We start from the raw sequence: 13961 nt of genomic DNA, 5'->3' as shown, positions 1-13961 counted from the left end.
CAATGACCGCGATCACGCTCGACGGCGTCGCCACCGCGACGGCCGTCAAGACCGAACTCGCCTCGCGCATCCAGCTGCTCAAGGCGCATGGCGTCGTGCCGGGTCTCGGCACGCTCCTCGTGGGCGACGACCCGGGATCGCGGTCGTACGTCGCGGGCAAGCACCGCGACTGCGCCGAGGTGGGCATCGAGTCGATCCGCATCGACCTGCCCGCCTCGGCCACCACGGCCGACGTGCGCGCCGCGATCCGCGACCTGAACGCCGCCTCCGAGGTCACCGGCTACATCGTGCAGCTCCCGCTGCCTGCCGGTCACGACGAGAACGCGATGCTCGAGCTCATCGACCCCGACAAGGACGCCGATGGGCTGCACCCGACGAATCTCGGCCGTCTCGTGCTCGGCATCGAGGGCGAGCTGCAGTCGCCGCTGCCGTGCACGCCGGCCGGCATCGTCGAGATGCTGCGTCGCTACGACGTGCCGATCCGCGGGCGTCACGTCACCGTGATCGGCCGGGGCCTCACCGTCGGCCGCCCGCTCGGGCTGCTGTTCACCCGCAAGGGACTCGACGCCACGGTCACGCTCACGCACTCGCGCACTGAAGATCTCGCGGCGGAGGTGCGTCGCGCCGACATCGTCGTGGCCGCCGTCGGGGTTCCGCACCTCGTGCAGGCCGACTGGATCAAGCCCGGCGCCGCGGTGCTCGACGTCGGCATCACGCGGGTCCAAGACGAGGACACGGGCAAGGGCAAGCTGACGGGCGACGTCGATCCCGGCGTCGCGGAGGTCGCCGGGCACCTGTCGCCGAACCCCGGCGGCGTCGGTCCCATGACCCGCGCGATGCTGCTCGCCAACGTCGTCAAGGCCGCGGAGCAGCGCCTGCACCGCTAGTCGGTCTTCCGGTCGCGCAAGCTCGGCTTGAGTGGATGCCGCAGGCTCACGCCTGCGGCATCCGCCGTTTTCACATGTAGCGATTCACCGCTTCGCGGATCTCGCCGGCGAACTGATAGATGTCGTCGGGGCCGCTAATGGGATGCCGCGTCTCGACCTTGTCCGCGTCCATGAGCCCGAGGTACTTCTGCTTCCTCGAGTTGAAGTGGAGACGTGCGATCGGCTTTCGATTGTTGTCATCGAGAAGGATTGCGAAATACGACTTGGAGTCACGCTGGGTGACGCGTTGTGGTTTCACCTCGCTGCAGGCGATCGCTTTGACGATCTGGTAGGCCTCCAACTCTTCAAGCGTCGTCTCGATCTCGGTGTCGCGATCGAGATCTTCCTCCGCGACTTCTCGGCTTGTCACGGCCGCCTCGTCGTTCTCGCTGTAGCCGCCGCCCCGAAGCGCCGCCTTCAGCCGATCGTTGACCTGATCGTTGAGGAACTGAGCGGAAGCCTTGACCACGAGCGGCGCGAACTGTTCGCGGACCTTCTGGGTGATGGAACCGTCGTAGACCTTGCCGATGAAGAACCGCGTCCAGTCGTCGCTCGGAGCACGGAACTGCTCAGCGATCGTGCGCTTGAGTTGCCCGATGTACTTCAGCTCGCCTGCGGCACTGATGATCGAGTCCAGGTCGAAGGCGTCCTTGGTCAATTTCTTGATCTCTTCGATCAAGGTTTCATCGATATCGAGCAGGTCGAGCACGAGGAAGGGCTTCTCGTCCATGCGATTGGGGGCGTCGAGGTCCGTGAAGAAGTGATAGACCTGACCGTTCGTGAGAACGGCGACACGGGCGTTTGTCACCGCGAAGTAGCGGAAGAGTTGCGACGCGTGCTCAACCTTGAGTGGGGCGGTGGAACTCTTGCATTCGATCAGCATCTGGACTTCGCTGTCCCGCATGATGGCGTAGTCGATCTTCTCGCCACGCTTGATCCCCACATCAGCGGTAAATTCCGGAACCACTTCGATGGGATCGAACACGTCGTAGCCGAGCACCGTCGAGATGAACGGCATGACGAACGCGTTCTTCGTCGCCTCCTCGGTGAGGATGGCATCGCGCTGATTGGTCACCTTTTGTGCAAGGGCTGTCAGGGAATCCGCAAAGTCCATTCTTTGCCTTTCAGTTTGAAGTCCAACTCGTGACTCTATCGAGACGCATGGCGGCTGGCAGAGTGCGCAACGTCGCTTGCTACCCCTATTTCGAGGGACAAGCGTCCGATGAAGCCGAGCAATCAGGCATGCATCCGATGTCGACCCGATGGTCGCCGTTCGTTCACCGACCGTGCACCAGTCGGCTGCTCGTCGCGCGTAGCTTCTCGCCATGGCCAATGTCGAACTCGTCAATGCGTCGCGCGTGGCTGTCCCGCCGGCGCCCGTGTCGGCGACGCGGCTGAGCCGTCGCGCGGCGGGCCGAGCGGATGCCGCATCCGCGCGTGAGACCGCGCGGGCCACCGCGATCATCCCGGCCCGCGGCGGCTCGGTCGGCCTGCCGGGCAAGAACCTCGCGCGGGTCGGCGGAGTGCCGCTCATCGCCCGGGCGGTGCGCGCCGCGCTCGCCGCGGGGCGCATCGACCGCGTCGTCGTCTCGACCGACGACCCGGAGATCGCCGATGCCGCTCGCGCTGCGGGGGCGGAGATCGTCGACCGGCCGGCGGAGCTCTCAGGCTCCACCGCTTCGAGCGAGGCGGCGCTGCTGCACGCCCTCGAGCACCTCGAACTGCGCGATGCGTCAGGGTCGCCCGCACCGGATCAGCGCCGCGAAGGCGGTGAGGGACTCCGTCAGGGCGACGAACGCCCCGTCACGGTCTTCATCCAGGCCACCTCGCCCTTCATCGACCCGGCCGACCTCGACGCGGCGATCGGCCGCGTCGCTTCGGGCGAGCGCGATGTCGTCTTCTCCGGCGCGGCGACGCACGTGTTCCTCTGGCGCGACGACGCCGACGCGGACTCCGCGATCGGGGTGAACCACGCGGCGAACCGCCGGCTCCGCCGTCAGGAGCGAGAGCCCGAGTACCTCGAGACCGGGGCGTTCTACGTCTTCGCCACCGAGGGGTTCCGTTCGGCAGAGCACCGCTTCTTCGGGCGCATCGGCATCCAGCCGGTCGACGCCGACCACGCCATCGAGATCGACGAGCTCGCCGACCTCGAACGGGCGAGAGCACTCGCAGCGCACGTCGATCGCGGGCTCGCAGCATCCGCCCCGCCTGGCTCGACGCCCGGCGCGCACGGCCCGCGCATCGACGTCGACGCCCTCGTGACCGACTTCGACGGCGTGCACACCGACGACACCGTCATGGTCGACCAGCTCGGCCGCGAGTCCGTGCGCGTGAGCCGCAGCGACGGTGCCGGCATCGCGCGGCTGCGGAAGGCCGGCATCCCCGTGCTGATCCTGTCGGCCGAGCAGAACCCGGTCGTCGGGCGTCGGGCCGAGAAGCTCGGCGTCGAGTGCGCGCAGGGTGTGGGCGAGAAGGGCTCGGTGCTGCGCGAGTGGGCTGAGCGACGCGGCATCCGCCTCGATCGCATCGCCTACCTCGGCAACGACCGGGGCGACCTGCCCGCCCTCGAACTGGTCGGGTGGCCCGTCGCCGTGCCGGATGCCGCGGCCGAGGCGCTCGCCGCGGCGCGCCACGTGCTCACCAGCGCCGGCGGCCACGGAGCCGTCCGCGAACTGGCCGACCTGATCCTCGCCGCGCGCGACTCCGCCGAGGCGACCGAAGACCCCGATCCCGCGCCATCGCGCGATCCTGAATGAGGGAGCGAACATGTCTGTGCGCATCGGCCGATCGGTCGTCGGCAGCGAGTACCCGGTCTACGTCATCGGCGAGATCGGCCTGAACCACAACGGCGACGTCGAGATCGCGAAGCGCCTCATCGACGTCGCGGTCGAGGCGGGTGCGCAGGCCGTGAAGTTCCAGAAGCGCACCCCCGAGATCGCGACCCCCGAGCACATGCGCGACGTGCCGCGCGAGACGCCGTGGGGCACGATGAGCTATCTCGACTACCGGCGCCGCGTGGAGTTCGGCGAGCCCGAGTACCTCGAGATCGCCAGCTACGCGCTGCGCGCCGGCATCGACTGGTTCGCGTCGCCGTGGGACGTGCCGTCGGTCGAGTTCCTCGAGGGACTCGACGTGGTCGCGCACAAGGTCGCCTCGGCCTCGGTCACCGACCTCGCGCTGCTCGACGCGATCGCGCGCACCGGCAAGCCCGTGATCCTCTCGACGGGCATGTCGACGCTCGACGAGATCGACCGTGCCGTCGAGGCGCTCGGCACCGACCGCCTCGTGATGCTGCATGCGACCTCGAGCTACCCCATGCCGCCCGAGGAGGCGAACCTCCGCACGATCGAGACGCTCCGCGGGCGCTACCCGGGCGTGCCGATCGGGTACTCGGGCCACGAGCGCGGCCTCCAGATCTCGCTCGCCGCGGTGACCCTCGGCGCCGTCGCCGTCGAGCGCCACATCACGCTCGACCGTGCGATGTGGGGCTCCGACCAGGCGGCCTCGCTCGAGCCGACCGGCTTCGAGCACCTCGTGCGCGACATCCGCGTGATCGGCGAGGCGATGGGCGACGGCGTCAAGCGCGTGTTCCCCGGCGAGGAGGCGCCGCGGGCGAAGCTGCGCCGGGTTCCCGCGCTGTGAGCGACGGAGCACCCGCCGGCGCGCCGCCGGGGCTCGGCCCCTCCGGTCGCCTGCTCGTGGTCGCCGACTCGGACTCCTACGTGAAATGGGGCGCGGCGTTCGCCCGCGGGTTCCCGGAATCGTGGCGCCTCGACCTCGTCGTGCTGCGGACGCCGGTGCAGCCGAGCCCCCGGCAGTTGCGGGCCGCGCTCGCCGGATCGGGATTCACCGCCGGCTCGGTCGAGACCGTCGACCTCGATGGACTGGGGGAGCGGCTCGCGCGCACCCGACCCGATGTCGTGCTGCTCGCACTGCGCGGCCCGCTGGTGCGCGTCGTCGCGCCGATCATCGGGCGCCGGCCGGATCGTCCGGTGCTCGTGAGCGGCTTCCCGGGTCTCACGATCCCGGCGGAGCCGAAGGCGATCGTCTACCGCGAGCAGGTCGACCTCATCGTGCTGCACAGCCGCCGCGAGGTGCGCGAGTTCCGCGCCAACGCCGAGCATCTCGGGGTGGCGATCGAGTTCGGCCTCGCGACCCTCCCGTTCCTGCCCGATGACGTGGTGACGGATGTCGCGGCCGACCCGCATCGCACCGACCTCGTCTTCGCCGCGCAGGCCAAGGTGCCCGCCGAGCGCGAGGACCGCGTGCGCCTGCTCGGCTGGCTCGCCGCCGCGGCCCGGCGGCACCCGCATCGGCGGGTCGTCGTCAAGGTGCGCGCGCGGCGCGGCGAGGCGCAGACGCACGCCGAGGCGTTCGACTACGCCGAGCTCCTCGACGACGCCGAGGTGCGCCGCGAACTCGGCGGCACGCTTCCCCCGAACCTCGTCGTCGAGGACGGGCCGATGGCGGCGCACCTCGCCCGCGCGGCCGGCCTCGTGACCGTGAGTTCGACCGCCGTGCTCGAGGCCGTCGCCGCCGGGCTCCCCGTGCTGCTCGTCGACGAGTTCGGGGTGACGCCGAAGCTCATCAACACGGTCTTCGAGGGCAGCGGCCTGTTCGGCGGGGCCGGTGCCCTCGCCGCCTGGGAGCTCCGTCGGCCGAACGCGGACTGGCTCGCCGACGACTACTTCCACGGCAGGGGACACGACGACTGGGACACCCTGCTCACCCCGCTCCTCGAGCAGCGCGCGGCGGGGCGGCTCGGCGTGCGGACGCGGACGCACAACCTCACCGGCGGGGCGCTGCGACGCGCGTTCGAGCGCAAGCGGATGCTGGGGACGCACGACCGATCGGTCGTGGGTGTCGTCTCGATGGCCGTCGCGCTTCCCGCACGGTGGCTCCTGCGCCGCGCCCGCAGGGTTCGGAAGCGCGTGCTGGCGGCCCGCGGAGGCGTCGTCGAAGCCTGATCGGCGCACGGAGACCGGCAGCGCGTGCCGAAGCCGGCGCACCCCGTGCCTGGAGCGGGAGCCGTCTCGGCGCGTCATCCTGCTCTCAGACCGGCGATCACGACGGCGGCGGTGGCGCCCGCGGCTCAGTCGACGGGCGCCGAGTGCTCGTCGACGTGCATGAGGTACGCGGCGGCATTGCGCTGGATGCCGGCGCGCTCGATGTCGCTGAGCTCGCGACGCACCTTGGCGGGAACCCCCGCGACGAGGGAGCCGGGCGGCACGACCGTGCCCTCGAGCACCACGGCACCCGCGGCCACGAGCGAACCGGCTCCGATGACGGCGCCGTTCAGCACGGTCGCATTCATGCCGACGAGGCAGTGGTCCCCGACGGTGCAGCCGTGCAGTACCGCGCCGTGCCCCACCGAGACGCCGCGACCGACCTGGAGCGGGTAGCCCGCGTCGACGTGGCAGACGACCGTGTCCTGCAGGTTCGAGCCCTCGCCGATGCTGATCGGCTCGGCCTCGGCGCGGAGCACCGCGTTGTACCAGACGCTCGATCCCGCTGCGAGGCGCACGTCGCCGACGATCACCGCTCCGGCGGCCACGAAGGCCGTCTCGTCGAGGGCGGGTGCGGCGATGCCGGCGATGGTCAGGATTCGAGCCGAGGGATCTGCGGACATGCGCACAGCCTACGCGTGCCCGTCGGGCGGCCCGCCGAGCCCGCGTCGGAGTCTCGCGGAGCGAGCGGCCCGGGCGATGAGGCGGTAGACGACACCGAGCGCGAGCACCGCGACGCCCGCGCCGATCGAGACCGGCGGAAGCGTCACGACGAGCACGAGGCATCCGACCGCCCCTGCCGCCGAGAGCGCCCTCGGCACGCGCCGTTCCGATCGCGGCTGGCTGATCGCCGCGAGGTTCGCGACGAGGTAGTACAGCAGCACGCCGAACGAGGAGAAGCCGATCGCGCCGCGCAGGTCGACGGTCGCGACGAGCGCGATGACGACGACGGCGACGGCGACCTCGGCGACGTGCGGCACCCGGAACCGCGGATGCACCCGGGCGAGCGGTCGGGGCAGCTCGTCGTCGCGCGCCATCGCGAGGGCGGTGCGACCGATGCCCGCGAGGAGGGCGAGCAGCGCCCCCAGTGCCGCCACCGCGGCACCGAGGCGCACGAGCGGTGCGGCCCAACCCCATCCGGCGTTCTCGACGACGTCGACGAGCGGGGCGACGGATGCCGCGAGCCCCGCCGGCCCGAGTGCGCCGAGTGCTGCGGCGCCGACGGCGGCGTAGACGAGCACGGCGACGGCGAACGCGATGCCGATCGCCCGGGGGATCGTGCGCGAGGGCTCGCGGACCTCCTCACCGAGCGTCGCGATGCGCGCGTAACCGGCGAATGCGAAGAACAGCAGTCCCGCCGACTGCAGGATGCCGAGCCAGCCCTGGTCGTCCGTCGGCGCGAGCAGGGGCGACGCGCCGGCCGAGGCGCCGCCGGTGCCGCCGCCGAACGTCGCGGTCGCGCCCGCCGCGACGACGAGCGCGAGCACCACGAGCACCCCGATCACGACGACGGTCGCCACGCGTGCAGTGCGGGTGATGCCCCGGAGGTCGACGGCGGCGATCGCGATGACGGCGACGATCGCGAGCGGCCGCTGCCAGTCGGGCGGCGCGAGGTAGGCGGCGAAGGTCATGGCCATGGCGGCGCAACTCGCCGTCTTGCCGATGACGAAGCTCCAGCCGGCGAGGAATCCCGGCCACTCGCCGAGGCGCTCGCGGCCGTATCGGTAGGCCCCGCCCGACTCCGGGTACCGTGCGGCGAGCTGCGCCGTCGAGCCCGCGTTGGCGAGCGCCACGAACGCCGCGATCGCGAGCCCGATCATGAGCCCGGCCCCCGCTGCCTGCGCGGCGGGGGCGAACACCGCGAAGACGCCGGCGCCGATCATCGCGGCGAGGCCGATCGCGACCGCCTGCCGGAGGCCGAGGCGGCGGGCGAGGGAGGGCTGATCCACGCTCGCACACTAGGCCATCGAGGTGACGAGCGGGAAGCCGCCCGGGAACCGGCGAGGCCGGCCGGCCGCGGTCGCTAGGATCTTCGGCATGCCATCGCCATCGCACGCCGCCGTCGACCGAGTCGCCAGCGCCCTCGCCGGGCACGGGCTCGCCCCCGAGATCGTCTGGTTCGACGATGCCGTCACGACCGCTCCGCTCGCTGCGGAGGCGCTCGGCGTCGAGGTCGGCCAGATCGCGAACTCACTCGTCTTCACGATCGACGACGAGCCGATCCTGGTGCTGACGTCGGGGTCGCACCGGGTCGACACGGAGTGGCTCGGGCGCCAGCTCGGCGGCGTCATCCGTCGCGCCTCGAAGGAGACGGTGAAGGAGGCGACCGGCCAGGTGATCGGCGGGGTCGCACCGCTCGGTCATCCCGCGCCGGTGCGCACGGTCGTCGACGTGCAGCTCGCCGACTACCCGGCCGTCTGGGCGGCCGCGGGCCACGCGAAGACGGTCTTCCCGACGTCGTTCGACGAGCTCGTGCGCATCACGGGCGGCACGCCGAGCGCGGTCGAACCGCCGGCCGCGTCGCGGTGATCCGGCGCGCCCGATCGGGCGCGCCGAGCCTCAGGCGACGCGGTGAGCGCCTGCGTCGGCCTGCACCGTGAAGATCGCCGGCTCACGGTAGCCGCGCTCGGCGAACACCGCGAGCACCTCGCGGGTCACGACGGGAACGAGCGCGTCGACCATCAGCGCGATCGCCGCGCCGCCGAAGCCGCCGCCCGTCATGCGGGCGCCGATCGCACCCGTCGCCTGCGCGGTCTCGACGGCGAGGTCGAGTTCGGGCACCGAGATCTCGAAGTCGTCGCGCATCGAGACGTGCGAGGCGTCGAGGAACGGACCGATCGCACCCGGTCCGTGCTCGCGCAGGGCGCGCACGGTGTCGAGCACGCGCTGGTTCTCGGTCACCACGTGGCGCACGCGGCGGAACGTCTCGTCGTCGAGCAGCTCGGCGGCGCGATCGAGGTCGTCGACGCGGATGTCGCGGAGCGACTCGACCCCGAGGGCGGCAGCGCCGGCCTCGCACGAGGCACGACGTGCGGCGTACCCGCCCGAGGCGTGCGCGTGCTCGACGCGCGTGTCGATCACGAGCACCGAGAGCCCGTCGGCCCGGAAGCCGAGCGGGATGACCTCGGAGTCGAGGCTGCGGCAGTCGAGGAAGACACCGGCGTCGGCTTCGCCGAGGAGTGACGCCGACTGGTCCATGATGCCGGTCGGTGCACCGACGGCACGGTTCTCGGCGAGTCGGCCGACCTTCGCGAGCGTGGGGCGGTCGAGCCCGAGGCCCCAGTGCTCGTCGAGGGCGAGCGCGACGGCGCATTCGATCGCGGCCGACGACGAGAGCCCTGCGCCGATCGGCACCTCGGAGGCGACGTAGAGGTCGACGCCGCGAACGCCGGCGAGCTCGGCGCCGAACTCGCCGAGCGCCCAGGCCACGCCGAGGGGGTAGGCGGCCCAGCCGCTCACCGCGTCGGGGGTGAGCTCGTCGAGGTGGATCGTGACCGCCTCGGGCGAGAACGCCGAGGCGACGCGGATGACGCGGTCGTCGCGGTCGCCGAGAGCCACCGCCGTGCGCCGGTCGATCGCGAACGGGAAGACGAATCCGTCGTTGTAGTCGGTGTGCTCCCCGATGAGGTTGACCCGCCCCGGTGCCGACCAGACGCCCGCAGGGCGCCTGCCGTACCATTCGGCGAACCCGTGCTCCGCGGTCGCCGTGATGCGCTCCGATGCGCCGTTCGTCGTCTCGCTCATGCTTCAGTCTTTCCGATCACGGCGCGCAGCGCCTCAGCCTGGGATTCCGGGGTGACGTCGCCGATCCATGCTCCCATCGCCGCCTCGGAGCCGGCGAGGAACTTCAGCTTGTCGGCGCCGCGGCGCGGGCTCGTGAGCTGGAGCATGAGCCGCACCTCGTCCCGGCGCTCGTGCACCGGCGCCTGGTGCCACGCGGCGATGTACGGCGTCGGGGTGTCGTAGAGCAGGTCGACGCCGCGCAGCAGCCGCAGGTAGAGCGTCGCGAGCTCGTCGCGTTCGGCGAGGGTGGTCTCCGCGAGGTCGGGCACGTGACGGTGGGGGAGCAGGTGCACCTCGATCGGCCAGCGCGCGGCGAACGGCACGTACGCCGTCCAGTGCTCGCCCGAGAGCACGACTCGGGGGCCGCCGCGTTCGCGCTCGAGCACGTCGGCGAAGAGCGTCGGCCCGTACGCGTCGATCGAGGCGAGCAGCCGCTCGGTGCGCGGCGTCACGTACGGGTACGAGTAGATCTGGCCGTGCGGGTGGCCGAGCGTGACGCCGATCGCCTCGCCGCGGTTCTCGAAAGGAAAGACCTGCTGCACGCCGGGCATGGCCGAGAGCGCGGCGGTGCGCTGCGCCCACGCCTCGATGACGGTGCGCGCGCGGGAGGCGGTCTGGGTGCCGAAGGAGCCCTCGTGCTCCGGGCTGAAGCAGACGACCTCGCATCGGCCGATCGAGGGGAGCGTGCGCTCGAGCCCGACACGGCGGAGCGCTGCGAGGGTGTCGGCGTTCGAATCATCGGGGTCGGCCAGCGCGGGGCCGAACGACGGCGAGCGGTTCTCGAAGACGGCGACGTCGTAGGTGCTCGGGATCTCCGACGGGTTGCCGGGCCGCTGCGGGGCGAGGGGGTCGAGATCGGCGGGCGGAAGGAAGACGCGGTTCTGACGCGCTGCGGCGATCGAGATCCACTCTCCGGTCAGTGGATCCTGCCGCATCTGCGCATTCGCGGGCCGCGGGTCGAGCACTCGCTCGTCGATCGCGCGCGCTGCGGGCAGCGTCGAGTCGGCGTCGTCGAAGTAGATGAGCTCGCGGCCGTCGGCGAGCAGGGTTGAGGTCACGGTGATGCGCGGGTCGACAGGGGCAGCGGATGCCGCGCCGGCGACGTCGTTCGAGTCGGTCACGCGCACACCCTACGCGACTTTCGTTTTGCAAACAAACGCGTTTCGTATTGCAAAGTCGCCGTCGAGCGCGCATGATTCCGGTATGTCCCTCGATGCCGCGTCCGCGAACGCGCCGCTCGACGCACCGCGGCGACGGGAGCTCGCCCTCGCCCTCGTCGCCGAGCGGGGGTTCGTGCGCGTCGCCGAGCTCTCGCGCGCCTTCGGCGTCACGACCGTCACCGCACGCGCCGACCTCGACGCGCTCGAGCGGCAGGGCGGCATCCGTCGCGTGCACGGCGGCGCGGTGCCGGTCTCGTCGCCGCTCGCCGTCGATCGCCCCGAACGCGAACCGAGCTTCGAGGAGGCGCTCGAGGCATCCGTCGAGCCCAAGCGCCTGATCGGTTCGCTCGCGGCGTCGTTCGTGCGGAGCGGGCAGAGCATCATCCTCGACGTGGGCACCACGACCCTGCAGGTCGCCCGCGCGCTCCGCGCCCGCGCCGAGCTCGAAGACGTCGTCGTCTTCACGAACGGACTCTCGATCGCCCTCGAGCTCGAACCCGAGATCCCGCGCTTCACCGTCGTCGTGACCGGCGGCACGCTGCGGCCGAAGCAGCACTCCCTGGTGCATCCGCTCGCCGGCTCGATGCTCGACGAGGTGCACGTCGACCTCGCCTTCATCGGCGGCAACGGAGTCGATGCCGCGCACGGCGTCACGAACGCGAACCTGCCCGAGGCCGCGGTCAAGGCGCTCATGATGCGCTCGGCCGCGCGCTCGATCGTCGTCGCCGACGCGTCGAAGCTCGGCGAGGTGCACCTCGGCCGCATCGCCCCGGTCGACGCCTTCGACGGGCTCGTCACGGATGCCGCCGCCCCGTCGCCGATCGTCGCCGAGCTCCTCGATGCCGGGCTCGCCGTGCACTTCGCCCGAGACCCTAGAGTGGATCCATGACCCTTCCCACGGGCGAGCAGTTCGTGCTCGAGACGACGACGTCGAGCGGCGACATCCGCGCGACCATCACCGCCGTCGCCGCAGGCATCCGCACCCTCAGCATCAACGGCATCGACCTGGTGCCGCCGTTCGCAGAAGACCAGACGCCGCCCATGGGAGCCGGCATCGTGCTCGTGCCGTGGCCGAACCGCATCCGCGACGGTCGCTGGAGCCACGACGGCGTCGACCACCAGCTCGCGATCTCGGAGCCGGCGAAGAACAACGCCATCCACGGGCTCCTCCGCAACACCGAGTACAAGCCGATCTCGCGCGAACGCGACTCCGTCACGCTCTCGGCGACCGTGTACCCGCAACTCGGCTACCCGTTCCTGCTCGGCACGGCCGTGCACTACGAGCTGGTCTCCGACGGACTGCGGGTCACGCACTACGTCGAGAACCTCGGCGCCGACCCCGCTCCCGTCGCGATCGGCACCCACCCCTACCTGAAGATCGGCGGCGTGCCGACGGTCGACCTCGTGCTGCGCCTCGACGCTGCAAGCCACATCGAGGCCGACGAGCGGCTGCTGCCGACCGGCGAGGTGCCCATCGACGGCACCGAGTGGGACTTCCGCGAGGGTCGCCGCGTCGGCGACGTCTCGCTCGACGATGCATTCGGCGAGATCGCGAGCGAAGACGGGCAGGTGCTGCACACGCTCACCGCGCCCGACGGCCGCACCGTCTCGGTCTGGGCGGACTCGGTGTTCGAGTACGTGCAGGTCTACACCACGACCCGCTTCCCGGGCGAAGAGGGCGACGTCGCGATCGCGATCGAGCCCATGACCGCGCCGGCCGAGGCCTTCAACTCCGGACGCGGCCTGCGCTGGCTCGACCCGGGCGAGGAATGGCAGATCTCATGGGGCATCCGCTTCGAGGGGTTCACGGCGGAGTAGCGGCGACGCCGGCCTGACGGACGCCGGTCATCCGACGACGCACGACCCGGAGTCGACCGTCGTGTCGAGTCCCGGCGCGGCACTCGCGAGCGGCGAGAGCGTCGACGTCGGGATGGCGAAGCCCACGTTGTCGACCGTCTCCGACTTCGCGAAGACGACGGCGGCGACCTCGCCGTCGCCGGTCAGCACCGGGCCGCCCGAGTTGCCGTGGTCGACATCGGCGGCGAGCGTCACGATGTCGCGCGTGGCGGTGCTGCCGTCGGTCCGAATGGTCAGCGGCCCGCTCGACATGACGTTCGCCGGCCGCAGTTCAAACGGGCCGCCGAAGGGGTAGCCGGCCACGGCGACCTCCTGCCCGAGCGACGGAGTCGAGAGGGCGAGCGGCGGGGTCGCGAGGCCGTCGACCGCGATCAGCGCGAGGTCGTTCTCGGGGTCGTACGACACCACCCGGCCGGGCACGGCGGGCTGGCCCGGGGCCTCGACGATCGGCTCGGTCACCCCGGCGACGACGTGCGCGTTCGTCACGATGCGGTCGGGGGCGACGACGAAGCCGCTGCCCGAGAGCGTCGAACCGCACTGGAAGGCGCTGCCGGTGACGCGCACGACGGATGCCGCGGCGACGGCGAGCTCCGGGTCGTCGACGTCGAACGTCGGCAGGGCCGGTGCCTCGGTCGGCCCGCCGAGCACGTCGACGAGCCAGGGCAGGCCCTCGCCGAGGGCGGCCGTGCGGATCTCGGCGAGCAACGTGCGCGTGGGCGCCGGTGTGACGGCGTCGAGTCCCTGCAGCACGCGTGACCCGGCGATCGCCGGGGAGAGCACGGGCACGCCCATGGCCGAGACGCCCGAGGCCACGAGTGCGACGACGAAGGCGGTGACGAGCAGGTTGCCGAGGGCGCCGAGGATGCGGTCGAGCACTCCGAGCTTGACCGCGCGCACGCCGCGGCTGAGGAGCCGGCCGACCACGGCGCCGAGCCAGGTGCCGAGACAGAGCAGCGCGATGGCCGCGGCGATCGCGGCGGGTGCCCGCCACTCGGGCCACGGCACGATGCCGGCGATCCACGGCATGACGAAGTAGGCGGCGATTCCCGCGGCGACGAGGCCGACGAGACCGGCGGCGGTGCGCAGGAGCCCGGCGCGCCAGCCGTTCACGATCGCGCCGATGAAGACGAGCACGAGGGCGACGTCGAGCAGGATGCTCCAGACCACGGGGCTCCCTTCGAGGCCGGGGGAACTCCAGCCTGCGGCATCCGTCTTCGAGAGTGCTGAAG

The 13961-nt window shown here is 71.7% G+C and carries 13 protein-coding genes; 7 read left to right on the top strand and 6 right to left on the bottom strand.

The genetic code is table 11. From position 1 onward, the window contains the following. The first annotated feature begins 2 nt into the window (after window positions 1–2). A complete protein-coding gene (locus ACFCVM_RS05750) occupies window positions 3–887 on the top strand; it encodes a bifunctional methylenetetrahydrofolate dehydrogenase/methenyltetrahydrofolate cyclohydrolase (protein WP_375834973.1) in 885 nt (294 codons plus the stop codon). A gap of 70 nt (window positions 888–957) precedes the next feature. On the opposite strand, the gene ACFCVM_RS05745 is transcribed toward ACFCVM_RS05750, so the two are convergent. Continuing rightward, entirely contained in the window at window positions 958–2040 is a 1083-nt protein-coding gene (locus ACFCVM_RS05745) for a type I restriction enzyme HsdR N-terminal domain-containing protein (protein WP_375834970.1), read from the bottom strand. Window positions 2041–2251: 211 nt separating this feature from the next. Here ACFCVM_RS05745 and ACFCVM_RS05740 point away from each other — a divergent pair, with 211 nt between their 5' ends. The 3 genes from ACFCVM_RS05740 to ACFCVM_RS05730 are packed head-to-tail and all read left to right on the top strand — an operon-like array spanning window position 2252 to window position 5893. Beyond that, window positions 2252–3682: a cytidylyltransferase domain-containing protein gene (locus ACFCVM_RS05740; protein ID WP_375834968.1), complete on the top strand. Its 1431-nt coding sequence runs from the start codon at window positions 2252–2254 to the stop codon at window positions 3680–3682. A 10-nt stretch (window positions 3683–3692) separates the two neighbouring features. After that, complete coding sequence (locus ACFCVM_RS05735) at window positions 3693–4568, top strand: N-acetylneuraminate synthase family protein (protein WP_375834966.1); 876 nt, start codon at window positions 3693–3695, stop codon at window positions 4566–4568. After that, window positions 4565–5893 carry a DUF6716 putative glycosyltransferase gene (locus ACFCVM_RS05730; protein ID WP_375834964.1) on the top strand — a complete coding sequence of 443 codons (1329 nt, stop codon included), beginning with the start codon at window positions 4565–4567 and terminating at the stop codon, window positions 5891–5893. The genes ACFCVM_RS05735 and ACFCVM_RS05730 overlap by 4 nt, the downstream gene beginning before the upstream one ends. A 125-nt stretch (window positions 5894–6018) precedes the next feature. On the opposite strand, the gene ACFCVM_RS05725 is transcribed toward ACFCVM_RS05730, so the two are convergent. Beyond that, window positions 6019–6555, bottom strand: coding sequence for a gamma carbonic anhydrase family protein (locus tag ACFCVM_RS05725; protein WP_375834962.1), 537 nt, complete (start codon window positions 6553–6555; stop codon window positions 6019–6021). Between the two features lie 9 nt (window positions 6556–6564). After that, window positions 6565–7881 carry an APC family permease gene (locus ACFCVM_RS05720; protein WP_375834960.1) on the bottom strand — a complete coding sequence of 439 codons (1317 nt, stop codon included), beginning with the start codon at window positions 7879–7881 and terminating at the stop codon, window positions 6565–6567. A gap of 88 nt (window positions 7882–7969) precedes the next feature. Here ACFCVM_RS05720 and ACFCVM_RS05715 point away from each other — a divergent pair, with 88 nt between their 5' ends. Further along, window positions 7970–8461 carry a YbaK/EbsC family protein gene (locus tag ACFCVM_RS05715; protein WP_375834958.1) on the top strand — a complete coding sequence of 164 codons (492 nt, stop codon included), beginning with the start codon at window positions 7970–7972 and terminating at the stop codon, window positions 8459–8461. A 30-nt stretch (window positions 8462–8491) separates the two neighbouring features. On the opposite strand, the gene galK is transcribed toward ACFCVM_RS05715, so the two are convergent. Together galK and galT are read right to left on the bottom strand one after the other, a co-directional pair. Continuing rightward, window positions 8492–9676: a galactokinase gene (gene galK / locus ACFCVM_RS05710; protein WP_375834956.1), complete on the bottom strand. Its 1185-nt coding sequence runs from the start codon at window positions 9674–9676 to the stop codon at window positions 8492–8494. Then, on the bottom strand, window positions 9673–10779 hold the full coding sequence (gene galT, locus ACFCVM_RS05705) for a galactose-1-phosphate uridylyltransferase (RefSeq protein WP_375836665.1): 1107 nt from the start codon (window positions 10777–10779) through the stop codon (window positions 9673–9675). Before galT ends, galK begins: the two co-directional genes overlap by 4 nt. Before the next feature lie 139 nt (window positions 10780–10918). On the opposite strand from galT, the gene ACFCVM_RS05700 reads away from it, so the two are divergent. Next, the gene (locus tag ACFCVM_RS05700) at window positions 10919–11764 is read left to right on the top strand and encodes a DeoR/GlpR family DNA-binding transcription regulator (protein WP_375834954.1); all 846 of its coding nucleotides are present in this window, start codon (window positions 10919–10921) and stop codon (window positions 11762–11764) included. Beyond that, a complete protein-coding gene (locus ACFCVM_RS05695) occupies window positions 11761–12693 on the top strand; it encodes an aldose 1-epimerase family protein (RefSeq protein ID WP_375834951.1) in 933 nt (310 codons plus the stop codon). Before ACFCVM_RS05700 ends, ACFCVM_RS05695 begins: the two co-directional genes overlap by 4 nt. Window positions 12694–12720: 27 nt before the next feature. Here ACFCVM_RS05695 and ACFCVM_RS05690 read toward each other — a convergent pair whose 3' ends face one another. After that, the gene (locus tag ACFCVM_RS05690; RefSeq protein ID WP_375834949.1) at window positions 12721–13899 is read right to left on the bottom strand and encodes a MarP family serine protease; all 1179 of its coding nucleotides are present in this window, start codon (window positions 13897–13899) and stop codon (window positions 12721–12723) included. Window positions 13900–13961 lie beyond the last annotated feature (62 nt).

It is taken from the genome of Agromyces sp. NPDC056389 (assembly GCF_042262385.1).
In the GTDB taxonomy this organism is placed as follows: Bacteria; Actinomycetota; Actinomycetes; order Actinomycetales; family Microbacteriaceae; genus Agromyces.
Note: the sequence above shows the minus strand (reverse complement) of the source record. Positions and strands in the feature narration are given on the sequence as shown.